Raw genomic sequence first — 26,140 nt, 5'->3', positions numbered from 1 at the left:
GTCTGCGGACGGGTCAGTAGTTGGCGGCGGCTTCCGGCGAATGGCCCTGGCGGTAGATCAGCATGGTCCGCTCGAAGCTCATCACCTCGACGCCGTCCTGGTTGAGGCCGCGGGTCAGGACCGTGACGATCCCCTGGGTCGGGCGGCTCTTGGACTCGCGCTTGTGCAGCACCGTGCTCTCGGCATAGAGGGTGTCACCGACGAACACCGGATGGCTGGCCTTCACCTTGTCCCAGCCGAGATTGGCGACGACTTTCGCGCTGACCGTGCGCACGCTCATGCCGGTCAACAGCGCCAGGGTGAGGGTCGAATCCACCAGCGGCCTCTTCCATTCGGTCTTGGCAGCGTAGGCGGCATCGAAATGTACCTGCTGGATGTTCAGGGTCAGCAGGGTGAACCAGACATTGTCGGTGTCGAGGATGGTGCGGCCCGGCCGGTGCTCGAACACGTCGCCCGGTTCGAAATCCTCCCAGTAGAGGCCCGAGGTCTCGCGGTAGCGGCGCTCGCCGACCGCCTTGTAGGCCGGCAGGATGCTGTCCATGGGGATGTCTCCTACGTTTGGGGATGGGTGGTCAGGCCGGCGGCCGCGAGGACGCGGCGGGCCTTGCGCGCCACCGCCTCATCGATCATCAGACCGCCGACGGTGCCGACGCCCTTTGCGTTCTCCGCCAGGATGGCGCGGGCGGTCTCGACCTGATCGGGCGTCGGGGTGAGCGCCCGGTTGATGGCCTGGAGCTGCGCCGGGTGGATCGCCGCCTTGGCGGCAAAGCCGAGCGCCACGGATGCGGCGGCCTCCCGCTCCAGGCCCGCCTCATCCTTCAGGTCGAAGAAGGGCGAGTCGATCGGCGTCACGCCCGCCAGCGCGCAGGCCGCGACCAGCCGGGAGCGGGCACGAGCCAGCGGCTCCCACGCCGTGGCGGCGCCGAGATCGGCGGCCATGTCGGCGGCGCCGAGCATCAACCCGGCCAGCCGCGGCGTCGCAGCGGCGATCGCCTCGGCGGCGACGAGGCCGCGGGCGCTCTCGATAATGCCGACCAGCCGGGCCGCCTTGCCGGCCGCGGTCAGCAGCCGGTCGAGGATCTGGAGATGGCCGGTCCCCTCGGCCTTCGGCAGGACCAGGATGTCCGGCGCCGCCGCGGATCCGAGCAGCGCGTCGAGATCGGCGAGGCCGGCCCGGGTGTCGAGCCCGTTGACGCGCAGGGCGCGCAGCGGACCGGCCTCCGCCGGGGCGGCCAGATGCCCCAGGGCGGCGGCGCGGGCGCGGGGCTTGTCGGCCGGCGCGACCGCATCCTCCAGATCGATGATCAGGACATCGGCCCCGGCCTCCGCGGCCTTGGCGAAGCGGTCGGGGCGCGTCGCCGGCGTGAACAGCCAGCTGCGCATCGGGCGGGATCTGTCTTGGGCCATGAGGTGTCCCTTCAAAGGGTCTGTCGCTCGAGGAGGCGAACAGCACGCAACAGATCGCCGGGCTGCCCGGCGGCGCATTCGACGCCGCCTTCATCCGCCCCGGCGGCACGGGCGAGGACGACCTGCAGCTGCGCGTGCTGTCGGTAAACGGAGTCAGATCTCGTGGATGAAGAAGGCGCTGCCCTGGGCCAATGCCTGGAAGGTGTCGTAGGCCATCCACATATGGCCGCCGCTGCCGGCCCATTCGGTGCCCCAGCCCGGGCCGAAGCTGTTGCGCAGCAGCACCGCACCCAGGGTGTCGTCATAGCCCAGGATCATCAGGCACTGGCCGGCGCGGCGGCCGTCCGGGCGGGTCAGGATCCGGCCGTTGCCGGCATAGGGCACCAGCCCGCCCCGGCCATAGGCCGGGAAATCGACATTGAGCGAGGTGCCGTAGACCAGTGGTACGCCGCGGGCGATCAGGCCACGCAGAGTGTCGAGCCCGTCCTTGCCGGTGATGCCGACCTGACCGCAGCCGCTGATGCTGAAAGCATAGTCGGAGACCAGCAGGGCGCCGCCATAGGCCCGCCAAGCCGCCTGGCAGTCGCTGTGGCCAGGCTTCGGCACCGGCGCTGGCGCCTGCTCGAGAGTCGGCGTGCCGTCATTGGCCTGCAGGAAATCGAGGCACCACGAGATCAAGCCGCCGGTGCAGGCGCCCGGCCGTGCGCCGAACTGCTCCAGGATCTTGATGTAGGGATAGAACGGGCTGGCCTGCAGCGCCGGCTCGGACGGTGCGCGGCGCGCGGTGCGGGCCGCCTTGAAGGTGGCCAGCCCATAGATCGACGCCCAGACGAAGCCGCTGGGCGTCGTCTGGGTGCCGACCGGCGGCAGCCAGGCCGGATCGACCGTGGCCCGCGCCGGCAGCCCGGCCGGCGGCGGGACCACGATCGGGCAGGTCTCGACCACGTCAGGGTCGTAGCCGTAGTCGAAGCTGGCATGAATGCCGTCCATCGCCCCGGGATCCGCGCCTGTCACTGCGCCTGGAGCTTCCCGGTGATGTCGACGAACACAGGCTCGAGCGGCATCTTGTAGGGCTTCGCGCCCGGCGACGACAGGGCGGGCAGCCTCCTCAGGTCGATCTGCATGACGGTCGGGTTGTCGTAGGTCCGGTAGCTGAAGGTCAGCTCGCTCAGCGACTTCACCACCGCCCATTGGGTGTAGTCGTCGCCGACGGACTTATCCTGGGGCTGGCTGGTGCCCAGCGGAATGTCGACGGTGTTGAGCAGGTGCAGCACCAGGCTGCAAGCCTCGACGTTGTCGGCCGGCTGGGTCGCGAACTGCTTCTGGAAGACGGTGCGGATGAAGCGCGAGGGCGGGGTCGAATCCCCCGGCAGCCCGCGCATTCCGCTGCCGTGCCCGGGTGGTTCGGAGGACAGTTGGCTGGTGACGCCGTAAATGGTGGTTGACGCCGCGTCCAGCGCCGCCAGCCCGACATAGTTCTCGATGTTGGTCAGGTGCCAGGGGAAGGGCGGCGCGTTGGTGGTGACATCGACGGGATTGTCGTACACCTGGGTCCCGCCGTTCATGAACTCCACGACGATGCTGGCGCCGGCAGTGTCGTGGATCGAGAAATGCACCGGCAGCTCCTTCTGCAGAACGTCGTTGCCCCAGACCTCGACCTCGTTCAGTGCCTGCCGAACGTCACCGACCGTATTGAAATTGCCGAGCACCCAGTTGGTGAAACGGTCGACCCGCAGCGCCTGGGAGGCATTGGCCACGGTCCGGGCATAGGTCGAAACCGGCAACCAGAGGGCGCCGATGGACAGGCCGGCCTCATTCATTCCGTCGGTGATCAGCGACTGGTCGCGAGCCGTATTGAGCCCGACGTAGCCATATTGCGTTGTCCAGCGCAGCCCCGAGCCGAAGTCGGGGGCGTTGCCTTGCATTTCCGTACCCTTGCCAACGACCAGGATCTGCGATCCGAGATCCTGGCCGAACTCCATGCTCCGCCCGACGACGAGGCTGCCATCCACTGCCTGCAGGAGGAAATCCGTGCACATGGCGGTCTCCAAAGGTTTGAACCCTAATGGCACGATAAGACGGCAGACCTCGCGATCCCCTCACGGATGCATCACAGATTGCAGGGGCGGAAAATTTTTCCGATGATCCGGCGCCGCCCAGAGACCGGGCGCTCAACGCCTTGTGACAAGGGCCGGACATGCAAGCATTGGACCGGCGCGACGACACCAGCGACCTGGACGCCCCGACCGCGCCTTCAGCCGCAGGGCTGGTCCTGCGCACCCGCCTGTTCGAGCGGCTGGAGCAGGCGCCGGCCAGAGCCCTGCTGTGGGTCTCGGCCGCGCCCGGCACCGGCAAGACCGCCCTGGCCGCCACCTGGGCCGAGTCACGCTGGCACCCGGTCGAGGGCGCCGCGGTGCTCTGGTACGCCGTCGACGAGGCCGATGCCGACCCGCTGCGTCTTTTCGCCACGCTGGGCGTCTTCCTCGATCTGCCGCACGGCTTCGGCACCGACATCCCGCCCGACCCCACGCCCCGGGCCGTCGCCGAGATCACCGAGGCGGCGCGGCACTGGCTCGCCGCGGCGCCGGGGGACCGGAAGGCCGGCCCCCGGCTGATCGTCTTCGACGACGTGCACCGGGCGCCGCCCGAGTCGGTGACGGTCGCGCTGCTGCCCATCCTCGCCGCGGCGCTGCGGCCGGAGGACCGCGTCCTCTGCCTGTCGCGGCTCGACCCGCCCGACCCCGTGTCCGGGCCGCCGCCGGTGCTGCTGACCGATCTGCGTGTCGCCGCCGACGAGTACCCGGACTTCGTTCGCGACCTGCCGGGCGGCGACCACGCCCTGGCGCGGGACCTGTTCCTGGCCTGCCTGCGGCGAGCCGGCGGCTGGATGCCCGGCATCCTGGCCGCGGTCACCCCTTCCCTGCTGCAGGCCGGCACCGCCAGTCCCGGCGCGGACGCCGCGGCGGAGCGGCAGGCCCTGCTGGCCACCGCCTTCCTGCCGGAGGGGGAGGCCGCCGACTGGGCCGAGCTGGGCGGGGCCGGGGCGCCGGCGGTGCTTGACCGCCTGGCCGGCGCCGGCGGCCTGGTCTCGCGCCTGCCCGGCGGGGGTCTGCGCAAGCACGACGCCTTCCAGGCGGCGCTGGAGCAGGCTGCCGCCGAGGAGCTGCCGCCGCCCGTCCTGGACCGGGCCCGGACGCTCGCGGCCCGGCATCTCGGCCGGCGCGGCGAGACGCTGGCGGCCGCCCGCCTGCTGCTCGCCGCCGGCGCCGGGGACGAGGCGCTGCGGCTGGTGCTGGACCAAGCGCCGGTGCTGGCGCGGGCCGGCCGCAACCGCGAGCTGCGCGACGCGATCGAGCTGTTCCCGGCCGAGGTCGCGACCCGGCCGGCGCCGCGGATCTGGCTGGCCTACGCCCGGCTGCCCTACGAGCCGCGGGAGGCCCAGCGGATCCTGGCCGAGATCCGGCGGTCGCTGGAGCCGGAGACGGCGCCGCTGGAATACGCCCTGGCGCTGAACGGCGAGGCGCGGGCGGTGCTGTGGGACTTCTTCGACTTCCGCGAGCTGCCGCGGCTGATCGAACAGATCGACGCCGCCCTGCCGCGGCTGGAGGCGCTGCCGGCGGCGACCCGCCAGACCCTGGTCGCCACCCGCTGCATCGCGATCCTGGTCGGCTGGCCGGAACATCCCGGGGCGGCGGAGGCGCGGCGCTGGATCGAGACGGCGCTGCCCTTCCTGCCGCCGACGATCCAGCTGCTGCTGGGCAGCGTGCTGGCCAACCACCTGATCTGGTGGCGCGGCGACCTGGCCGCCGCCCGCCCCTTCCTGGGTCAGCTGGAGGGGCTGGCGCGGCAGCGCGGCATGGCACCCATGTCCGTCATGACCTGGTATTATGCCGCTTTGTCCCAGGCCCATCTCGACGGCGACGATGCGGCGTTGCGCCGGCTGGCGGACGAGGTCGTGGCCTTTGCCGGCGACCGCGGCGTCTCGCACCGCCTGACCAACGCCTTCTGGATCGTGGTCCATGCGGTGGGCGCCGCGGGCGACGGCGCCGCGGCCGAAGCCATGCTGCAGCGCTACGGCGCCTGCGCCCGGCAGCGCTGGCGCCGCACCGACTTCATCGGGCTGCACCATCTGCGCGCCGTCGTGGCGCTGTGCGCCGGCGACACGGCGACCGCGATCGCCGAGGCCGGGCAGGCCCTGGACTATGCACGGCGCTATGGCGGGCCGCATCAGCTCGCGGTGCAGAGCCTGGTGCTGGCGACCGCCCACGCCATGACCGGGGACGAGGCGGCACGGCCGCATGTCGAGGTGCTGCGCGAGGTCGCGGCCCAGACCGGCAACGCCACCTTCCTGCTGCATGCCGATCTGGCCGAGGCGTTCCTGGCCGAGGCCCAGGGCGGCGATGTCGCCGGGCCGTGGGGCCGTGTCGCCGAGGCGGCCGGCCGCCTGGGGTTCCGCCGGATCGCCGGGATGAACCGGCCGGCCCTGGCCCGGCTGGCCGACCGGGCCCTGGCCGCCGGCGCCGAGCCCGAGCCGACGCGGCGGGTGATCGCGCTGTGGGACCTGCCGCCGCCGGAAGGCGGCGCACACGAGCTGTGGCCCTTCCCGGTCGAGATCCGCGCCCTCGGCGGCTTCATGGTGCAGGTCGAAGGCGCGCGCCTCGCCATGGGCACCGGCAAGGCGCAGCGCAAGCCGATGGAACTGCTGTGGTGCCTGGTCGCCGGGCCGGCCGAGGGCTGGGCGCAGGAGGAGCTGGCAGACCAACTGTGGCCGGAGGTGGACGGCGACCGCGCCATCCCGTCGCTGCACACCACGGTCTACCGGCTGCGCAAGCTGGTCGGGGCCCGGTCGATCCGGCACGAGAACGACCATATCGGCCTCGTGCCCGGCCAGGTGCGGACGGATGTGGCGCGACTGCGCGCCGCGCTGTCGGCGCTGCAGGACCCGGCCACGGAGTCGGCCGGCCGGCTGGCCGCCTTCGACCTGGCGATCGGCCTGGTCCGCGGCCCGCTGCTGCCCGGCATCCGGCTGGCGCCGGTGGCCGAGGCGCGCGACCGGCTGCAYGCGCTGCTGGCGGCGGCGGGGAYCGAGGCGCTGCTGGCACAGGATCACGCCGACCCGGCCACGGCGCTGCGGGCCGGCCGGCTGTGCGCCGCCGTGCCCGGCCTGCGCCTGCCGCCACCGCTGGCCGGSCTGRTGCCGSAATGACGACGGTCGCCGCCTCMGRWCCCGTCGACGCCRGGCCGCCMCGGCTGCTGCTGGTSCTGRCCGGCCTCTAYCTCGCCCAGGCRATCCCGGTCTCGCTGTTCCTSACCGCSATGCCKCCGATCCTGCGGCAGGARGGGGTSACCCGCACCGCGCTSGGSTATCTCGGCCTGCTGGCGATCCCCGGCGTGCTGAAGTTCCTGTGGGCGCCGCTGGTCGACCGGATGCGCCCGATYGCCCGGGCGCACCGGGCCGGCTGGATCGTGCTGACCCAGRYCGGCGTSGTGCTGGCGGTGCTGGCRCTGCTGCTGATCCGCCCYGGCGACMTSCTCGGCTTCATCCCGATCGCCTTCGCCATCGCCATGCTGGTCTCGACCCAGGATATCGCCACCGATGGCTACGCCACCCTTGCGCTGGCACCGGGGCGGCGGGCCGCAGGCAATGCGGTGCAGAGCGGCGCCGCGGCCGCCGGCGTGGTGCTGGGCGGCAGTGTCGGCCTCCTCCTGTACCACCAGTTCGGCTGGTCCGGGATGGTGCTGGGCATCGCCGGCCTGTGCCTGCTGCCGCTCGCCGCGGTGCCGGCGATGCGGGAGGCGCCGCATGGCGGCGATGCGGCCGGGCCGACGCTGCAACCGAGGATCTCGGTATTCCTGAAGCGGCCCGAGGCGCGGCGCATGCTGTGGATCGCCCTGCTGTTCCGGGCCAGCGAGGGGCTGATGAAGCCGATGGAGGCGCCGTATCTGGTCGATGCCCGGGTCGGGCTCGACACCATCGCCACCCTGACCGGCATCTCGGCCGCCGTCGCCGGCCTGGCCGGGACGGTGCTGCTGGCGTGGCTGCTGCAGCGCCGCGGCCCGGCGGTCGCGCTCGGCCTTATCGGCACGCTCAGGGTGCTGGCCTGCCTGGTCTTCGCGCTGCATGCCGCCGGCCTGCTGCCCGGGCTGCCGCTGCTGTTCGGCGCCGCGGCGCTGCAGACGCTGATCCGCACCACGGAGCTGGTGGTGCTGTTCAGCCTGTTCATGGACGTGGCCTCGCCCGCCCAGCCGGGCACTGACTTCACCATCCTGGCCTGCGCCCAATATGCGGCCTTTTTGTTCGGGTCGGCGCTGTCGGGCACCCTGGCCGACAGCTTCGGCTACGCTTGGCTGTTCGGCCTGGGCACGGCCCTGTCCGTGGTGGTGCTGGCCGGATCGATGATCCTGGTGTCCGGCCGCCGCCCTTAAGCCAGGAGCATTGTCGCCGTTGACGGCGGCATAGACCACCTGGCGCGATCCCTCGGTGCTCGCGCCGGCTTTTGCCACGGCCCGGGACATGAGCGTGCCCAAGAAGAGGCCGTCCCGGGCATTGTCGTCCGACCCTATTCCTGCATCTCCGGCTGTTCTGCAACAGGCCAGCCGCCCGGCCGATCAGGCGGCGTCAGATGATCAGAAAATTTTCTCCTGCCGGTGATCTGTGATCGATCCGTGAGGGGATCGCGGGGGCCGCGGCCCTATCGTGCCATCGGGTTTCAAAACCTCTGGGGACGGCCATGCGCACGGATTTTCTACTGCAGGCCGTCGATGGCAGTGCCGTCAATCGTCGATAGGCCGCTGGAAGGAAGAACGTCGATGCCAGGCTGGAAGACCGTCCTCCGACCGGCCGCCCGCGCCGGCCTTCCGGCTCTCGCGATCTGGCTCATCATGCCGACCGAGGCCATGGCGCAAACGCAAGGCTGCACTTTCTCCGGAGGCGACTGCGCGTTTTCCCCTGGGAGCTATTCAGTCCCGCTTTATCAAGCGGGCACCAACGGCGCCTACTACTCGGTGACTGTGGATTCGGGGGCGACGGTGACCGTGGATCCGGCCGTTTCTCCGCTCAAACCCGAATTCAGTGCTTCGGCATTTTTCCTCAATAACGCCCCGCCGGGGGCGACGTCAGGACAGTCGGGCGCCGATGCGACCGGATTTGCGATCAACAACTCCGGGTCGCTCACCCTGACAAGTTCGGCCGATCTCGCACCGAGCGTCTTTTTGGGAGGCCTTTTCGCCCTGATGGCGGGTGGCCAGGGCTATACCGGCGGCACCCCCGGCAATGGCGGCAACACGACGGCGCCGCTATTCGTCACAAATGATGGTCCGATCACGATCAATTTGCCGCTGATGAACGTTCCGGGAGGCGCCGCCCTCTTTGCCCTTACCCGGGGGGGTGATGGCGGCTGCAACAACAACGACTGCAACAACTCGAGCGAAGGCGGGAAGGGCGGCAATGCCAGCGGCGTGACGGTCAACAATACCGGCGTCATCAATGTTGCGGTTGGAACGCAGGGTGGCGGCGGCCAAGCCGGCTATGGCGGCATCGAGGCGCAGTCGATCGGCGGCGATGCCGGCACCGGCCATAACGGTCCTTATGGCGGCAACGGCGGGCCTGCGGCGGTCACCAGTTCGGCGCCCGTCACCGTCAACTTCAATTGGATCGCTGATCCCGCTGCCAGCAGCAGCGGCCTTTATGGCATTCAGGCGCTGTCGCAGGGCGGCGACGGCTCCGGCTCGAAGGGCGGCAACGRCAGTCAGTTTGGCGGCTGGGGCGGCACCGTCGGCATCTACGACGCCTCCGGCAACCCCCTGCCCGGCGACGTCGCCTCCGTTACCCTGACCAGCGGCGGCAATGTCACGGTGACCGCAACCGGCACCCCGCCGAAAGCCGGTATCGGCCCGGGTCTGCTCGCGAACATCATGGGCGCCGGCGTTGCTGCGGAGGCGATCGGCGGCAATGGCGGCAATGGCGAAGAAGAGAATTTCGGTGCCGGCGGCGGCGGCTATGTTGCCAACGCCACGGCCATCACCGTCACCGACGCCAATGTCACTGCAAGCGGCACCGGTCTGGCGGGGCTGCTTGCCTTGAGCCAAGGCGGCGCTGGCGGTCTCGGCGCCACGGAGAACGACGGCAGCGATTCCCATTCTGCGTACAGCAATGGCGGCCCTGGCGGCATGGCTCTTGGCACGAACGTCAGTGTCACGGCTCAGAATCAGACTGTGACGATATCGACGAATGGGAGCAATTCACCGGCGGTTGCGGCCTTCGCGCTCGGCGGCGTCGGCGGCCTGGTGAATCCAAACACCCACGATGACGGCCACAACACCGGTACTCACGGCGGCAACGGCGGCGGCATTTGTACGGATCCTGGCTTCAGCCAGACCTGCCGGAGTTCGTCGCCGACCTCCGTCACCCTGACGGGAACCGGTAGCAATTTTGTCAAACTGACGACGAGTGGCGACACTTCGCCGGGACTCTATGTCGTGAGCCAGGGCGGCGACGGCGGCTACGGTGGTGATTTCCTGCCTGGCGCCAGCCACGGCGACGGCGGAGCTGGCGGCGCCGGCGGGTCCGGCAGCGACGTCACCGTCGCGCTCCAATCGGCCAGCATCACCACACAAGGCCCGACCTCGCCAGGCATTATCGCCCAGTCGCAGGGCGGGGTAGGCGCCAAAGGCGGCGACGCCGAGGCCGGCGCTGGTACAAGCCATGGCGGCGCCGGCGGCGACGGCGGCGCCACCGGCAACGTCACTGTTTCGCTCGACAACGCCTCAAGCATCACGACCTCCGGCAAAGATTCCTCGGGCATCATCGCGCAGACCCTCAGCGGCGCCGGTGGCAACGCGGGAACAGATTCGGGCCATCAAGGCAGCGGCGGCAACGGCGGCAACGGCGGCAATGCGGGCATTGTCACGGTCACCAATGACGGCACAATCATCACCTCCGGTGACAATTCCCGCGGCATCCTCGCGCAGTCGCTGGCGGGGGCCGGCGGCCCGGGGGGGAACGCGGGCGGCTTTTTCAACAATCGCGGCGGCACTGGTGGTTCAAGCGGCTCCGCCGGGACTGTCACGGTCAACAACTTTGACGTGATCACGACGAGCGGATCAAATGCGCACGGTATCCTCGCACAATCGATCGGCGGCGGCGGCGGAGCCGGCGGTTGGGCAGATGGCTATGGTGCGGTCGGCGGCAACGGCGCTCTCGCTGCCAAAGGCAACGCCGTCACCATCGTCAATTCCCAAGGCGGCATCATAACCACCTCCGGCGTCTCGGCGACCGGCGTCCTGGGCCAGTCGATCGGCGGTGGCGGCGGTGACGGCGGCGGCGCCAGCGGTGGCTCCCCGGTCACGGTCGGCGGCTTCTCCGAGGGCGGCAGCGGCGGCGCCGGCGGGGATGGCGGAACGGTCGTATTTTGCTCTGGTGGCGGTAACTGCTCTGGTGGCGCCTCGCAGATCACCACGAATGGCGATTACTCGACCGCCGTCCTGATGCAATCGATCGGCGGCGGCGGCGGCAATGCCGGAAACGCAAGCAGCTTCGCGCCCTTTGCGTCGATTGCCATCGGCGGCAACGGCGGCGGCGGCGGCAACGGCAATTCGGTCACCCTCGACACCAGCCAGACGAATATCACCACCGTCGGGACGAAGTCGCCCGGCCTTGTGGCGCAATCGATCGGCGGCGGCGGCGGCACGGGCGGCAATGCCTTCGCCACCGCGGTCGGAGTCGGCCTCGCGGTCGCCGTCGGTGCCGGCGGCAATGCCGGCGGCGGCGGCGACGGCGGCACCGCCTGGGCCAGTGTGCAGCAAGGAACCATCGCGACGGGCCAGGATCCACGGCTGCTCAACGGCAATCTCTGCATGTCGCCGCCCTGCAACACCCCTCCTTTGCCGGTCGACTCCTACGGCGTCGTGGTCCAAAGCATCGGCGGCGGCGGTGGCCTTGGCGGGTCGGCGGCCGCGCAGGCCGTCGCGCTCGGCGTTCCCTTGCCGGATAGCGACACCGAGATCGGAGTGGCAATCGGCGCGGCGGTCGGCGGCCAGGGCGGCACCGGCGGCAAGGGCGGATTGGCGCAGTTTCAGCTGTCGAACGGCGGCACGATCACAACCAGCGGCCAGGGCTCGACCGGCGTTCTCCTGCAGAGCATCGGCGGCGGCGGCGGCGCCGGCGGCGACTCCTCCTCGCTCGCGACCGTCATAGGACCCGCATCCGTTCCTGAGGGTACGACGTCGATCAATCTCGCCGTGACATTCGACCTCGGCGGCAAAAGCGCCAATGGCGGCGCCGGCGGCACCGTCAATGCGGCGCTCGGTGGAACGGTATCGGGCGACGGGACATCATCCTCGGCCGACCCGAGCGGCAGCGCGCCGACCGCCATCGTCACCTATGGCGACTTCGCCAATGGCCTCACGGCACAATCGATCGGCGGCGGTGGCGGCAATGCCGGGTATGGCAGCGGCAACACACAGGCGTTCGGCGCCGGCGACGACATCACGCTTAATGTGTCCCTGGGCGGCAAAGGCGGCAGCGGCGGCGCCGGCGGCCCGGTGAATGTGTATCTCTATCCCGGCAACGGCATCACGACCTACGGCTCGGGCGCGCTCGGCCTATTGGCGCAATCGATCGGCGGCGGCGGCGGCGCGTCCCAGGGCGATTCGTTCGCCGTCGCAACTCCGGTCGGACATGGCAGCGCCTTCATAATCGGCGCAACACTCAACCTGGGTGTGAATGGCGGCACTGGCGGCGACGGCGGCCCCGTCAATGTGTCGCTCCAGGCGCCGATCACCACCCAGGGCGGCGACGCGACCGGCGTGCTGGCGCAATCGATCGGCGGCGGCGGCGGGCTTGCCGGCTCCGCCGGCGCCGACGCCTCGGCGGACAGTCCGGTCAACACCGTGGGGAATGCACGACAGGCGGGCAGCAACCTTGCGGCCGCCCTAAAGGGGGACACGCCCATCCAGGTGACCTACACACAAACGATCGGCGGCCAGGGTGGAACCGGCGGCAACGGCGGCACCGTCACCACGGATCTCAATGCTCCCATCACGACCACAGGCGATTGGGCCAATGGCGTCGTGGCGCAGTCGATCGGCGGCGGCGGCGGCAAGGGCGGCTCAGCCGCCGCCAAGGGTACGGGCGGGATCCCGGCGATTACGGTCAACCTCGACCTGGCGGTCGGCGGCAACGGCGGTGGCGGCGGACAGGGCGGGCCGGTGACGATCAACCTCGGCGAAGGCGGCTTCATCAGCACGGCCGGGTTCGGTGCGGCCGGCCTCATCGGGCAAAGCATCGGTGGCGGCGGCGGCATCGGCGCCGACGGCTCGGACGCGGCGGCGGGCAATATTTCGGCGGGTATGGCCTTTGGCGGCAAGGGTGGGCAGGGCGGTTCAGGCGGTCCAGTCACCTTCGGATATGTGGACAGCACGATTGTGACCACCGGCGCAGCGGCGGATGGCGTGGAGTTGCAATCGATCGCCGGCGGCGGCGGGATCGCCGGCGCCGGCAGCAGCCTCTTTGTGAGCGCGGGCAAATGGCTGCAACCCAAACCGCTGAAGCTCGCGGCCGGTGGCGGTTCGGCGTCCTCCGGCGACAGCGGCACGGTGACCGTTGCGCCTCTGGAGGGGGATGCGCCCCTGACCATCTCTACGACGGGCAATGAGTCCTTCGGCATCCTCGCGCAGTCGATCAGCGGCGGCGGCGGCCTTGTGACCAGTCAGCCGGTCGGCTCGACGACCGGCACGCCCGTCACGCTCGCGCTCGGCGGCAACACCGGCAGCAGCGGCAACGCTGGCATCGTCAATGTCACGCTGTCCGGCAGCAGCACGATCCAGACGACGGGCGTCGCGGCGCATGGCGTCGTGGCGCAATCGATCGGCGGTGGCGGCGGCGTCGTCCGCCTCGTGAACGCAGCGGGGGATACGCCGGGACTGACCACGTCCATGGGCGGCCTGACCTCGTACCAAACCAATGGCAACGGCGGAGCCGTCAATATCGAGGCAGACGGCAACATCCAAGTCACCGGTGCAGGCGCAGTCGGCATTCTCGCGCAGAGCGTCGGCGGCGGCGGCGGCCTCGCCATGACCGGCGGCGTGATTCAGGCGGGCACCACTGGCCTGTCCGGTTCTTCGGGCTCGGGCGGTGCCGTCAACGTCACGACGAACGGTCCGGTCTCGGCCACAGGTCAAAACGGCATCGGCATCTTTGCGCAAAGCACAGGCCCCACCAGCACATCTTCCAAGGCGCAGGCCACCGTCACAGTCAACAGCAGCGTGACCGGAGGCAGTGGCTCGGGCGCCACCGAGGGAGCTACAGGCAGCGCCGGTATCGTGGTCGACAGCCCCACATCAGTTTACGATTACGTCTTCGTGAACGCCGGCGGCTCGGTCACGACGCAGTTGGACACCGGCGGCACTGCGATCCTGGCCTCGGGCGGTGGGGTCGGCATCGTCAACGTCGCGCAAGGCGGCACCGTCACCGGCTCAGTCTACCTCAACGGCGGCCCGGTCAATACCAACGACGGCCTGCTGACCAATCACGGCATCTTGAATGCCGGCGCCACGGTTGACGCAGATCTCGTGAACAGCGGCACGGTCAATGTCGGGCGGCCCGGGACGCAGGCGCTGCAGACCACCACCGTCACCGGCGACTTCACCCAGACCGGCGAGGGCCGGCTGGGCGTGATCGTCGACTCGCTCAACAAGACCGCCGGCCATCTCCAGGTCAACGGCACGGCGACACTCGACGGCAAGATCGTGCCGACGGCGATCACGCTCCTGCCCGGTGCGCTGCCGATGGTGACGGCAGGGCATCTCGTCTCCACGGCCGATGGGGCGGATGTGCAGCTGTTCCACTGGGACACCGCACAGTCGGGCAACACCCTCTCGATCGCGCCGCGCCGGGACTTCAAGCCCGGCGCCGTGTCCCTGACCGACAGCCAGGCCTCGCTGGCCGGCTATTACGGCCGAGCCTGGGACAACGGCGACAAGGCCTTCGCCACCCGCTTCGCCGAGCTGTCGCGGATCGGCGACGGCAGCGGCTACAAGGCGGCACTCGACGCCTGGTCGAGCAAGGCGGCCCACGCCCAGTCCATCGCCCTGGCCAGTTCGATCGGCACGATCCTGGGGGCGGCGATGAGCTGCCCGGTCTTCGTCGACGACACCGTGCTGCTGGGCGAGGACAACTGCGTCTGGGCCAAGGTCACCGGGCGCTGGACCGACCAGTCCTCCAACGGCAACACCCAGGGCTACCACGTCTCGGGCACGACCTACCGGATCGGCGCCCAGCATGAGATCGCCCCCGACTGGTATCTCGGCGCCTCCCTCGGCTTCGGCCAGAGCTGGACGACCATGGATGACGGCTCGTCCGGCAACGGCGACACCTATGACGGGTCGGTCACGCTGAAGCGCATCATGGGGCCGTGGCAGTTCGCCGGGTCGATGGCCTTCGCCGGCGGCTCGTTCGACTCCTACCGGCGGGTCGACATCCCCGGCATCACCAGCGAGACGCTGAAAGGCGACCCGAGCATCTTCCTGGCCGGCGGCCGGCTGCGCGCCGCCTATGAATTCGCCTTCGACGACTGGTACATCCGGCCGTACGGCGATCTCGACGTGGTCTACAGCGAGCTGCCCGGCTTCCAGGAGAAAGGGGACGATCTCAACGCGCTGGATGTCCACGACAGCAGCAAGACCAGCGTGGCGCTGTCGCCGATGGTGGAGTTCGGCGGCCGGCTGGACCTGGACCCGGAGACCACGCTGCGGGCCTATGCAGCGTTCGGCGTGAGCTACCAGCCGGACAACACGCGGACGATCCATTCCAGCTTCGTCGGGGCGTCCTCGGCGAACGACACCTTCAGCGACCAGATCGACTCGCCGGAGATGCTGGGCCGGATCGATGTCGGGGTGCAGCTGTTCCGGGCCGGCGGGTTCGAGCTGAAGGGGGAATACACCGCCAATGTCGGCGACTCCTTCCTCAGCCAGTCCGCCAGCGCCCGGTTCGCGTATCACTTCTGAGGCGAGGGCATCGGCAATGGCCGGGGAACCGAGGTCAGCCAGGCGACGCTCAAGCTCATGGGACTCCGAGGCGGCGCACAAGGCGATCGGCGATAACCGTGCCCTCCCCCGCAGCATGTCGAAAATATTCTGCCTCTGGCGCTGGATCTGTGATCGATCCGTGACCGGAACAGGCCCGGCCATCCCTTATCCTTCTGCATCGCCCGGTTTCATGTCAATTCCGACCGAGTAGAGGGCTAAGGTCCCATGACGATATCCAGGAAAACCGTCAATGTTGCGGCGTGGGCGGCGATCGGCATCGTGTGCCTTTTCTATGCCCCGATGTCCATCGAATACATGACGCAATACTTCACCTCGACTGCACCGGAGCTGTATCTGCGTTCCGTCTCCGCAGTGATCAGCCTGAACCCTGACTCGCAGGTTGGATCGCTCGTTCACCACCAAGTGCCGACCTACGTCAACAGCCGCTGGATCATGCTGGTGCACACGGTTACGGCCGGGTTGGCGCTCTTGCTCGGGATATTGCAATTCTCGGCGCGTGTGCGCCGGAACTGGCCGGCCTTGCACCGCTTTTCGGGGCGGGCGATGCTCATCATCGTTGCTACTTCCATGATCACCGCACTCGCGTTTCTGTTCCGGACAGGCTCGGCGGCGACGACCAGCGGGCCGCCGTTCTTCAACATCCTCCTGATCTTCGCAATTTGCGTGCTCGCAGCAGCCGTGCTGGCGTTCCTGGCGATCAAGGAGCGGCAGATCAAGCTTCACCAGGCGTTCATGACCTACATGTTCGCGATGCTGCTGACCGCTCCCATCATCAGGATCATCGTCATTACCCTCTTGTTGGTGGCATCCAGCGAGAGCTTCGACTCCGATTTCATGATCGGAGCCGGCATGGCCGGGCCGTTGGCGGTGTTCGGTGCCGCCGTGGTGGTTCGCCGCCTTGGCGATCGCAGCGTCGAACCGGGGTCATCGATTGTCGACAACCCTGCGATTGCCCGCTTCTCGTGGGTGGCAGGCGCGATCGGGGTCGTCGCCGTCATTCTTGTCGGCGCCGACCTCGTCGGCCAGGTCGACCTGCCTCTCGCCGCAGTGACCGCTGCCACGGTGGTGCTGCTCCTCGGATGTGTGACGCTGCGTCTTCGATCCCGTGCGGTCGGCAATCACCAGGCGGCGAAGGATTGGGAGATCCTCCAATCGGCGATCGCCGCCACGCCGGTCGTGTGTCTTGGTCTGTGGGCCATCTACTGCCCGTTCTGGCCGGCGCCCGTCGCGTTCTACTGTGCGGTGCTCGCCTCGCCGGTGGTTGCCATATCTCTGGGCTACCTGCCGTTCGCGCTGTTGCGGCGGAAAGGCGGGGTCAGAGCCGCCGGTGCTACAGTCGCGGCTCATTAAGGACACGCTCGAGAATAAACACTCCGAACGCGGGACTATTCTCTCTTCTGTCATTGCCGGGCTTGTCCCGGCAATCCAGAGGATGTCGAGATCTTCTGGATGCCCGAGTCAAACCCGGGCATGACAATATTTGATTCAGTTATCGTTTCGAGCGCCCCAACTCGGGGAAGTCATAGTCCTGCCAGCCGGGTATATCCGCGACCTTGAAGAACTCGTGGCCGTGCTCGGCCACTGCCGGGCCACAGGCCTCGCCGGCAGGGACGCCGGCGGCCTTCTGTTCGTCCACTCCGAACGGAAACGTCGCGTCGATGCCCATGGCGGATCCCACCCGCCTGTTGAGCGGGAGTGACCCGTCGATGGATGGATCCAGGGTGCCGCCCGGCAGACCATCGATGATGATGACGTCGCGGGCCGGTTGGGTTCGGAATGCAATCGCCCATTCGACCTGGTCAGGATTGCGAACATCGATATCGGGATCGACCACGACAACGATCTTGGGACGCTGACTGCTCGCAATCGTGGTCAGGATGACGTGGCGCGCTTCTCCCGCATAGCGTTGCTTCATCGCTATGACGACATAGAATGCGGTCCCGCCCGACGGTGGAATTGCGACGCTGGTGACTGTTGGATGCTGGGCTTTCAGCATGGCGAAGTATGATGCCTCGTAGGGCAACTGCTTCAGGATATGATTTTCGGTCGGCGGCACCCCGGTGAGGAGAGCCTGGAAATAAGCATCGTTGCGATGCGTGATCGCCTTGATGCGCGCGATCGGCTTGTTTGAACCCGGCGTGTAATATCCGGTGAATTCTCCGAGCGGCCCTTCGAAGACTTCCTTGGTAAAGTCTATCTCCAGCTCGAACACCATTTCGGCACGCGCGGGGACCTCGACATCGATGGTCTTACAACGGACAAGCTCCAGAGCCGCGCCTCGCATGCCCCCCACAACGTCAAAGTCGTTGGTTCCGTCAGGCACCTGGATCGGGCAGGTATAGGCCATGACCGGATCCACGCCGATCACCAAGGCTGCGTGAAAGGTTGTGTGCCCCAGACGGCGTGCCTTCGCCAGGTGCCGCCCAAAGCGATGGTTCGGCAGTGCCAGAAAGCTCATGGTCTGCTTGTCTATGACCTCGAAGCGATAATGCCCGATGTCGGGGATGCCCGTTTCAGGATCCTTGCTCACGACGATCCCCGCGGTGATGTAACGTCCACCGTCATCCGGACTATACCTGGCCACTGGCAGTCTAGAGATATCGACTGCGTCACCGGTCATGATATTTTCGTGGACTGGCGCATCCACCGCGACTGTCGGCGGAATTCGGCGCGCCATTCCGCTCAGGATTCTGTCGAAGACGTCCTTTTCAGTCGTCTGAAGCGCTATCAACGCTTTGGCACGAGTGTTGTAGACACCGCCCACCAACGGGAATTCGGTGCCGTTATTATTGAACAGAAGTGCGGGACCGGACACGGACGCACTCTTGCGCATCGCCTTCGCAACCTCGAGGTCCGGAGAGATGGCGCGATCCAGTTCGAGAAGCTCACCGGCGCTTCGCAAGGCCTCGAGAAATTCACGGAAATCCTGGAATGGCATCGTGGCTGCACCTTTCCTGTTCAATCGGCGAGACACCGGGATGGGCTTGGCGGCCGGGCGAATTCGGATTGCTAGCGTTGTCTGCTTTGCTGCCCGGTCCATCGTTGGACCAAGCCTGCATCGAGACCGAACAGATCGAACACCCGCCCCACCGTATGCTCAACGATGTCGGCCACGGTGTTCGGGCGCGTGTAGAAGGCCGGCACCGGCGGGAAGATGATCGCCCCATTTTCTGTTGCTGCGGCCATGCTGCGAATGTGACCCGCATGCAGCGGCGTCTCGCGGAACAGCAATACGAGGCGGCGGCGCTCCTTGAGACAGACATCCGCGGCTCTGGTCAGCAGGCCATCGGTGGTCGAATGGGCTATTTCGGCCAGGCTATGCACCGAGCAGGGCGCGACCACCATCCCGATGGTGGTGAAGCTTCCGGACGCGATGGCGGCTCCGATATCAGCGTCGGGATAGACCTGGTCCGCCATGCTTCGGAGCTCTTGAATGGTCACATCGGTCTCGTGAGCGAGAGTACGTTCGCCAGCCTTTGTGACCACCAGATGAGTCTCGATCTCAAGGACGCGCGCCACCTGCAGCACCCTGATGCCATAGACGATTCCGGTTGCGCCACTAATGCCGACGATGAGCCTTGGACGCTGCATGACGATCTACGGCCTGTGCTATTGAACAGACGCCGGAATCGTGAGCACGGCCGCCTTCGTGCGGTCCGCTCCGCCCTCCCCAAGTTGCATGAGGAGCAGCAACGTCCTGAAGGCATCCTTCGACTCGAAGTCGGTATCATCGATCCAAAACCAGCGGTCTCTGTACGGAACCGCAGCAGCGGCATAACGAGATTGCGGTCGGCTCGTTGATGTCCGCACGATCACCACAGGCCTTTCCCCGACCGTCGCATTGCGGGGCGTCGGAAGTGCGCGATGCTCCTCGACATCGGCGTCAGGGACGTCGATGAAGGCACTGACGGAGGTCATCATCCCAATGAACGAGCGCGTCAGCATCGCGACTTGATGCGGGCCATGGGCATCCCGCCCGTAAACGACTTCGACCTCGCCCGGTCCGATCCCAAGCCGGTCGCGCACCCGGGCTGCCACGGCCGCCAGTGCGCCGACTCGAGTGTTCAAAATCGAGAGGAACACATGCGGGCCATCCTTGCCGTTGGTAAAGCGGAAGCTCAAAGCCCCGCCCTCCTGCAACGTCCGCAAGTCGGCGCACAGCGCGAAAAACTCAGGCGAACCGACTTGCAAATCGTCTTGTGACGTAAAGCTGGTCTGGAGGCGCCCAGCGTTGACGAGGCCTGCAACCGACTGGACAGTGAGACGAAATAGAACATCTATCCACATCCCATTCTCCGCCAGTATGAGCACTTCGCGTGGGCTAAGGGGACGAACGAAGGAACCTTCGAGCAGTGCCCCGGTGACGGGCGAAAACGTCATCGTCGGCCGATCCGTGAAGCTGACGCCGCCCGTCTCCGAGGGAACGGGGAATCCCGTGACTGGATTGGGGCCAACCGAGACACCGCCGCTGCCTTGCAGCTGATAGCTCGAAACGATCTGATCAACATTTACAAAAGTCGGAATGTCCCCATACCGGATTCGAACGATATTCAGTAGCGTTTGCTGCTTTGTCGATTCGGATAAAGCTTGGCCATAGTCGACGCGATCCCGATCAAGAACGAGCGGGCCGTAGCTCGAGCAGCCTCCGAGCAAGACGACAAACAAGAATGATCGGGCCGTCCGTGTAACTGCCCTTCCCACCATTGCACCACCTGGTTTCTGGGCTACGGACGCTGCCGCGGTCGTTGAAACTGTGAATTTCGAATTGTCCATTGTCTTCTAAGCTCCGCCTCGTGACGGCCATGCCTGCTCTTTTTCCGACGGCGCCCGGCGGAAGAACGGAACTGGGCGATGCAGGAGCGTAAGGGATGACCGGGCCGGATCCGGTCACGGATCGATCACAGATCAAGCGCCGGAGGCAGAATATTTTCGACATGCCGCGGGGGACACGGAACCCGCGCCGCCCAACTTGGCCAACAGCCGCACCTTCTCATTGATGGCGCGGGCATTGGCCTGGAAATCCTCGGCAGCCCGGCGCTCCGCTCGTTGGAAGAGCTTGCCGATCAGCCGGTCGAACATGCCCACGACCTCGTCAATCAGTGGCGGCCGGCAGGAACACGCCCTGCGCGGGCAAGCTCCGATGCTGTCGACGCGTCCCGTGGGACCAGCTCTGGCGCTCGTTCCAGGACCGGAGCGCGCCTCTTCATGAAGGTCTGACACAGTTCTGAAGTGCAAGCACAGGGGCGTTCCTGGCTTGACCCCTTCGCGCGATTTTCTGCCCGCCCCATGTTGTCGCCCCATTCTGGAGGCGAGGCACCGCTGGGAAGATCAAGGTCCGCTAACGGGGGGCGCATCTCCGGGGTCAGCACCAGGGACGGGGCGCGCAGGTTCGGCTCGAGCAGCGCCGCCTTGCGCACCGGCCGGGCGCCCTTGGTCCGGCGTAGGCCTTTCAGGAAGGCCTCGAACTCGGCGTCGTCGAGCGCGAGCGGCCGCTTCAGCCGCTTGCGGATCGCCACGACCGCGGCGCGGCGCAGCAGAATGGTCGACAGCGACCGCTTTTCCGAGAGGGCAGTCAGGTGCATGACCAGCCAGCGGGCGTCGGCTGCAGCCGACGGGTTCTCGCCGGTCGGGTCGAGGCCGAAGCCCAGGCACCACTCGCTCCAGGCGCGCCAGGCCTTGCCGCAGGCCAGGCGGGTGTTGGCCGAAAGCGAGGCTTCCACCAGCTGGTCGGCCTTCTCGGCCAGGGCCTTGATCTCGGCGATCTTCGCCTCGCTCATGGCCACGGGCCCCGCCGGCGGCGTCCACGGCATGGCCGGAGGCATAGCCTCGGGCGTGGCGGCGTCCTCGATCGCGTCGGTCATGGCCGCATCAGCGCGGGCAACTGGTCCAGCGCGGCCGCCTCCTCGTCAGGGATCCGCGCGATGGCGTCGGCGATCGCCTCGCCGCCCGCCAGCGTCTGGCGAAGGGCGTGGTCATCGGAATGATCGCGCACGAAGCGTTCCGGATGCTGACGATACTGTCTCATGATCCGGCCTCCCTCTCCGCTGTGTCCACGGCGTGGCTGCGGCTTCGCGGGGCGCGGCGGATCGGCCCGGCGTCCAGCATCGCCGACGCGGCGCTGTTGGCCAGGGTCACGATCGCGGCGGCGGCGGCCGCCTGCAGCGCCTGGGTGCCGCGGGTGCCGGGCGGGCAGAGCCGCAGGACCCGGCGGCCGCGGGCATCGCGGATCACCGTGCCGATCGTCCGCCCGTCCGGACCGAAACAGGCCGGCGGGTCGGCGTCGGTGCGCCATGGCGTCTCGGTCGCATCCTTGGTGCTCGGCACGGTCCCTCCCTCATGCTGCCGGCGCCGCCGGCGCCCCGCGACTACGATTCAACCCCATCCGTGGCGCGCAACATCCTTTCCAATGCGCGATAATCGCCATTATCGACCAATCAATTCGGTTACTTAGAGCGAGAGCCGGCCCGAAAGCCCCGGCGATTGCGCACCACCCGAGGCCGACCAGGGTTGATTCCCGATCGGTTGGCGGCGGACTTACACGAGGGCAGCGCGTTCGTCGAACTTGCTCCAGCCGCCCTTGAAATTCCAGCAGCGCCCATTTATCTACCATCCAGGTGGATGGTCACGGGATGGTCAAATGAACAGCGGCGTACGCGAGTTGCGGCCCAGGGTGGCCGACAGCGAGAAGATCACGATAAATCTCGGCCACGTTGATCTCGGCCAGATCGATCTCCTCGTGCAGGAAGGCTTCTACGCCAACCGCACGGACCTCATTCGCACGGCGATCCGCAACCAGCTTGAGCGGCATGGCGAGGCGATTCAACGATCCGTAGCCCACCATCGCCTCGACCTCGGCCTCCGCCGGTATGAACGGCAGGAACTGGAAGCCGCGCGGAATGCCGGCGAGATGCTGCACATCCAGGTCCTCGGGCTGGCGGTGATCGGAGACGATGTCTCCCCCGACCTCGCTCGCAACTCCATTGCCTCGCTGCACGTGCTGGGTGCCCTGCAGGCAAGCGCCGCAGTGAAGGCCACGCTGGCCGACCGGATTCGCTGACGACCCTAGCGGCGGCCAAGCACCTCACCGATCTCACGCAGGCGCGAGCATCGCTGCCTGACGGACGTCTGACACACAGGATTATCATGACCGCACGATCCAGAACCATGCAGGAGGCGACCCGCCTCACCCGCGCCGGGCGGCTCGGCGAAGCCATGGCCGTTCTCCGTGGGACGCTCGTGGCTCCAGCTTGCCAGGGGGATGCGCCAGCTCAGGCTTCGTCCATGGGAAAGGACGGCGTGGTCGACATGGTGCCGCCCTCCGCCGAGACGGGGGAGAGTTGGACATCTCCCCGGCGCGACGATGCCGCCGCAGGGACGGCCGGCCGCCCGCAGCCGCTCGGGGCGTTCCGCGGGCTCGTCGGCCGCGCGTCGCGCCGAGCCATCCCGTTCGGGCATGTCGGGAGATCCACCCGTTCCAAGCACGCGGCGACGCCGGTCGCCGATGGCACGCGCTTCGAAGATCTCGTCTATGCCGACCAGGGGGGAAGCCGTCCCTACAAACTGTTCACGCCCAGCCGGCACGGACATCGGTTGCCGCTCGTGGTGATGTTGCATGGCTGCGCCCAGACGCCCGACGATTTCGCCGTCGGCACCCGGATGAACGAGTTGGCGGAGGAGCAAGGCTTCTACGTCGCCTATCCGGCGCAGATCCGATCGGCCAATGCCTCTGGATGCTGGAACTGGTTCAACGCCGGCGACCAGCGGCGCAGCCACGGCGAGCCGGCCCTGATCGCCGGCGTCACTCGCCAGGTTATGCGCGACCACCCGATCGATCCCCGGCGCGTCTATGTTGCCGGCCTGTCCGCGGGAGGGGCGGCCGCGGCCATCCTGGGGGTAACCTACCCTGATCTCTATGCGGCCATCGGAGTGCATTCCGGACTGGCGTGCGGGGCAGCGAGCGACGTGGCGTCAGCCTTCGCAGCGATGCGCCAAGGGAGCTCTCCGGCGGCAGGAGCGGGCCGGCTCAGAATTGCCGTCCCGACCATCGTGTTCCACGGCGACCGCGACACGACCGTCAATCCGGTCAATGGCGACCAAGTCGTTGCCCAGACTGCGGCCGCAGCTGGTTCTGGTACCACGATCAGACGCGGGACCGTCCCCGGCGGGATCAGTTACACCTGCACCGCCAGGACGGACGAGAGCGGGCGTCCGGTGTCGGAGCACTGGGTCCTGCACGGGGCGGGACATTCATGGTCGGGCGGGAGCCCCGCCGGATCCTACACTGATCCGCGAGGTCCAGATGCGAGCCGCGAGATGTTGCGCTTCTTTTCGAGCACACTCAGCTAAGGCTGAACCACGCCGAGCCTGTTGAAGAGGCGGGCCCGGCCCAGAGGTTGCGTTTGTCGACAACACCTACGGCCGGTGTCAGGCAGGGTCTCTCAGCCTGACCTGACACGGCAGCGGCTCCTCCAAGCTGGACCTCGACCAGTCGGGCTATAAAGGAGGCTCTGGAACCGGATCAGGCCGCGACTGTTCCACGGGGAGGAGGTTGAGCCATGCCAGCGCGTACAGCTTCATCCCCGGAGCCCCATGAGATCGAGCTGAAAGCGGACGGTTTCCGCGCCATAGCCCACAGCTGTATCCGGCAGTACCGGCTGAACGAGGCGATCCTGCTCCAGCGGCGCGACGTCGAGGCGCTGCACCAAGCCCGCGTCGCGATGCGCCGCCTGCGCTCCGCCTTCTCGCTGTTCAAGACGGTCGTGACGGACCGCGAGCTCGAGGCGATCAAACAGGAATTGCGATGGGCGTCGGAGCCGTTGGGCCGCGCGCGCAACCACGATGTGTTCCTCAAGCGGGTGACCTCCGGGCAAGCACCGCAGGTCGTTGACGCCACCGGATTCATCGAGCTGGTCAGCGAGGGCGGCGAGCGAGTTTATGCCGACGTACTCGCTGTACTGCAATCGCCACGCTTCGTCGCGCTTATGCTGCGGCTCGCGGAATGGCTGGAGCGGGGGCCTTGGACGCGGCGCACTAGTGACGACGGCCAACGTTCGCGGGAGCGGATCGAGAATGCCGCCGCCGACATCCTCGACTCGCGCTGGCGCAAGGTGCGGAAGCGGGGCAAGCGCCTCGCGAAGCTCGACCCCACGGCACGGCACCGGGTCAGGATCCAGACCAAGAAGCTGCGCTATGCCGCCGAATTCTTCGCGCCGCTCTACCAAGGCAAGTCGAAGCGGCGCCAGCACGCCAAGTTCCCGGAAGCGCTGGAGGCGATGCAGGATGGGCTGGGCGCGCTGAATGACATCGCCACCGGGCGCGAGCTGGCGGCCGGACTGGCGCGGCAAGGGGCAGCGGCCGAGCCCGCCTTTACCGGCGGGCTGATCACCGGAGCCGAAGAATCGCGGGAGCCGGCACTGTTGCGGCAGGCGGCCGCCGCACAGCGCCAACTCGCCAGTGCCAAGGCGTTCTGGCGATAGCGGCGCGCCGACGGCCGTGCGCAATCAGTGGGTGGGCTTCCGGTCCGCCAAGTAGTGGCGACCCTCGCTCAAAATCTTCTCAACGTCTTCGGATCGGCGCTCACGGCGCTCGATCTCATCCACGAGCGCCCGGATGTCTTCAGGGTACGTGCTGGGGCCATGGAGATTGCGGTGCAGCTGAAGCGCCAGAATCTCCGTCTCAGTGCGAGCATAGCTTTGCCGATATGGCATGACCTGTCTGCCGTACAAGTGCGCAATAGTCTGACTTTATCACAACGTTGTGACATCGACATTAGGACCAAAGGTCCACGTTGCAGTGGGACGCGACCTTCCTCGGTCTTTGCATACATCAGAGGCAACTCCCTCGGCATCTTCGGGCGCGTCCGTTCAATCAGGCCGGCTGAGAAGGGCATGTTCCGCCCCACGCCATCAGCAACATCCCAATGCCGCAGATCAGGATCGACGCCCTGACCACACGGGTCCGTTTGCCGAACGAAAGTCGATCGGCGTCTCAGGCCGTGCGGATCACGATCGCTGGCGCATCCCAAAGAGCGGTCCGCGTGGCGCCACACTGGCGAGATGCCGGTCTGCGCCCGTCCCAATGCTCATCTAGCTTGGCCTAGCGCCCGGTCTCTCGCGGTCATCGTCGTGCCAGCTCTGGTCCAGAAGCGGCGCCGCAGCTCGCCGGTCCTGCAGCGTATGCGCGATCAAAGTCCACGATATTTCGGAGAGTGAGAGCATTATGATCTGAAATTTCGTTGCTTTTAGTAATATAAATCGGTCATTGACAATGCCTCGTTTCTTCGGAATCATTCTTATGGACACATTAAGCTTGAGCTCTGGCAGGGTAATCTTGCCGAAAACCAAAACATTTCTGTCTTTGTTCTGAAACAATACGATGGTCGCGGGGATATCTACAGCGTCTGCCGAAGCTGTCGTTGCCGTACCCGAGACGGCTATGGCGGCACTGAAGCGCAGTCCAGGTGTGGGAGAAATGTATGCGCGTAGACATGATTGCCCGTTCATCCCGGTGCGACATTGCCTGCTGGGTTCGGGCGGTCGGACCGCGGAGGTTCGTGTGACGATCAGGCGAGTCGCAGCGTCCACCAGCACAGGGCCAGCCTCAGCGGGCGGCATAAATCTCGCCTCGGTCGACCTGAACCTGCTGGTTGCGCTGGAGGCGCTGTTGGAGCAGCGGAGCGTTACCTACG

Annotated in this window: 18 protein-coding genes; 7 read left to right on the top strand and 11 right to left on the bottom strand. The window is 67.5% G+C overall.

Annotated elements, in window-relative coordinates; all coding sequences use genetic code 11:
- Positions 1 to 13: 13 nt before the first annotated feature.
- The 4 genes from ripB to AB4Z01_RS05535 all read right to left on the bottom strand — a co-directional run bounded on the left by ripB (position 14) and on the right by AB4Z01_RS05535 (position 3,446).
- Positions 14 to 541 carry a (R)-specific enoyl-CoA hydratase RipB/Ich gene (gene ripB, locus AB4Z01_RS05550; protein WP_441691377.1) on the bottom strand — a complete coding sequence of 176 codons (528 nt, stop codon included), beginning with the start codon at positions 539 to 541 and terminating at the stop codon, positions 14 to 16.
- Between the two features lie 11 nt (positions 542 to 552).
- Positions 553 to 1,407, bottom strand: a complete 855-nt coding sequence (ripC, locus tag AB4Z01_RS05545; protein ID WP_441691374.1) for an itaconate degradation C-C-lyase RipC — start codon at positions 1,405 to 1,407, stop codon at positions 553 to 555.
- A gap of 153 nt (positions 1,408 to 1,560) precedes the next feature.
- Complete coding sequence (locus tag AB4Z01_RS05540) at positions 1,561 to 2,397, bottom strand: hypothetical protein (protein WP_441691372.1); 837 nt, start codon at positions 2,395 to 2,397, stop codon at positions 1,561 to 1,563.
- Between the two features lie 20 nt (positions 2,398 to 2,417).
- Positions 2,418 to 3,446 carry a linear amide C-N hydrolase gene (locus AB4Z01_RS05535; RefSeq protein ID WP_441691370.1) on the bottom strand — a complete coding sequence of 343 codons (1,029 nt, stop codon included), beginning with the start codon at positions 3,444 to 3,446 and terminating at the stop codon, positions 2,418 to 2,420.
- 158 nt (positions 3,447 to 3,604) lie between these two features.
- On the opposite strand from AB4Z01_RS05535, the gene AB4Z01_RS05530 reads away from it, so the two are divergent.
- From AB4Z01_RS05530 to AB4Z01_RS05515, 4 genes are all read left to right on the top strand, one after another.
- Entirely contained in the window at positions 3,605 to 6,613 is a 3,009-nt protein-coding gene (locus AB4Z01_RS05530) for a hypothetical protein (protein ID WP_441691368.1), read from the top strand.
- Positions 6,610 to 7,833 (top strand): MFS transporter, encoded by a 1,224-nt coding sequence (locus tag AB4Z01_RS05525; RefSeq protein ID WP_441691367.1) that lies wholly within the window; start codon positions 6,610 to 6,612, stop codon positions 7,831 to 7,833. The genes AB4Z01_RS05530 and AB4Z01_RS05525 overlap by 4 nt, the downstream gene beginning before the upstream one ends.
- 384 nt (positions 7,834 to 8,217) lie before the next feature.
- The gene (locus AB4Z01_RS05520; protein WP_441691365.1) at positions 8,218 to 15,411 is read left to right on the top strand and encodes a hypothetical protein; all 7,194 of its coding nucleotides are present in this window, start codon (positions 8,218 to 8,220) and stop codon (positions 15,409 to 15,411) included.
- A 246-nt stretch (positions 15,412 to 15,657) separates the two neighbouring features.
- On the top strand, positions 15,658 to 16,803 hold the full coding sequence (locus AB4Z01_RS05515) for a DUF2306 domain-containing protein (protein ID WP_441691363.1): 1,146 nt from the start codon (positions 15,658 to 15,660) through the stop codon (positions 16,801 to 16,803).
- A 139-nt stretch (positions 16,804 to 16,942) separates the two neighbouring features.
- On the opposite strand, the gene AB4Z01_RS05510 is transcribed toward AB4Z01_RS05515, so the two are convergent.
- The 7 genes from AB4Z01_RS05510 to AB4Z01_RS05480 all read right to left on the bottom strand — a co-directional run bounded on the left by AB4Z01_RS05510 (position 16,943) and on the right by AB4Z01_RS05480 (position 21,777).
- Positions 16,943 to 18,391 (bottom strand): UbiD family decarboxylase, encoded by a 1,449-nt coding sequence (locus tag AB4Z01_RS05510; protein ID WP_441691361.1) that lies wholly within the window; start codon positions 18,389 to 18,391, stop codon positions 16,943 to 16,945.
- 71 nt (positions 18,392 to 18,462) lie between these two features.
- The gene (locus tag AB4Z01_RS05505) at positions 18,463 to 19,044 is read right to left on the bottom strand and encodes a UbiX family flavin prenyltransferase (RefSeq protein WP_441691360.1); all 582 of its coding nucleotides are present in this window, start codon (positions 19,042 to 19,044) and stop codon (positions 18,463 to 18,465) included.
- Positions 19,045 to 19,062: 18 nt separating this feature from the next.
- Positions 19,063 to 20,118, bottom strand: a complete 1,056-nt coding sequence (locus AB4Z01_RS05500; RefSeq protein ID WP_441691359.1) for a hypothetical protein — start codon at positions 20,116 to 20,118, stop codon at positions 19,063 to 19,065.
- 240 nt (positions 20,119 to 20,358) lie between these two features.
- Positions 20,359 to 20,532: a hypothetical protein gene (locus tag AB4Z01_RS05495; RefSeq protein ID WP_441691522.1), complete on the bottom strand. Its 174-nt coding sequence runs from the start codon at positions 20,530 to 20,532 to the stop codon at positions 20,359 to 20,361.
- 17 nt (positions 20,533 to 20,549) lie between these two features.
- On the bottom strand, positions 20,550 to 21,314 hold the full coding sequence (locus AB4Z01_RS05490) for a hypothetical protein (RefSeq protein WP_441691358.1): 765 nt from the start codon (positions 21,312 to 21,314) through the stop codon (positions 20,550 to 20,552).
- Positions 21,311 to 21,478 carry a hypothetical protein gene (locus tag AB4Z01_RS05485; protein WP_441691356.1) on the bottom strand — a complete coding sequence of 56 codons (168 nt, stop codon included), beginning with the start codon at positions 21,476 to 21,478 and terminating at the stop codon, positions 21,311 to 21,313. Before AB4Z01_RS05485 ends, AB4Z01_RS05490 begins: the two co-directional genes overlap by 4 nt.
- Positions 21,475 to 21,777 carry a hypothetical protein gene (locus AB4Z01_RS05480; RefSeq protein ID WP_441691355.1) on the bottom strand — a complete coding sequence of 101 codons (303 nt, stop codon included), beginning with the start codon at positions 21,775 to 21,777 and terminating at the stop codon, positions 21,475 to 21,477. Before AB4Z01_RS05480 ends, AB4Z01_RS05485 begins: the two co-directional genes overlap by 4 nt.
- A 313-nt stretch (positions 21,778 to 22,090) precedes the next feature.
- Between AB4Z01_RS05480 and AB4Z01_RS05475 the strand changes: the two genes are divergently transcribed.
- The 3 genes from AB4Z01_RS05475 (at position 22,091) to AB4Z01_RS05465 (ending at position 24,929) form a co-directional block, all read left to right on the top strand.
- Positions 22,091 to 22,510, top strand: a complete 420-nt coding sequence (locus tag AB4Z01_RS05475; RefSeq protein ID WP_441691354.1) for a CopG family transcriptional regulator — start codon at positions 22,091 to 22,093, stop codon at positions 22,508 to 22,510.
- Between the two features lie 86 nt (positions 22,511 to 22,596).
- On the top strand, positions 22,597 to 23,799 hold the full coding sequence (locus AB4Z01_RS05470) for an extracellular catalytic domain type 1 short-chain-length polyhydroxyalkanoate depolymerase (protein ID WP_441691353.1): 1,203 nt from the start codon (positions 22,597 to 22,599) through the stop codon (positions 23,797 to 23,799).
- 209 nt (positions 23,800 to 24,008) lie between these two features.
- Positions 24,009 to 24,929, top strand: a complete 921-nt coding sequence (locus AB4Z01_RS05465) for a CHAD domain-containing protein (protein WP_441691351.1) — start codon at positions 24,009 to 24,011, stop codon at positions 24,927 to 24,929.
- Positions 24,930 to 26,140 lie beyond the last annotated feature (1,211 nt).

Source organism: Inquilinus sp. YAF38 (genome assembly GCF_052113205.1).
Taxonomy (GTDB): Bacteria; Pseudomonadota; Alphaproteobacteria; order DSM-16000; family Inquilinaceae; genus Inquilinus.
This window is presented reverse-complemented; position numbering and strand designations above follow the sequence as displayed.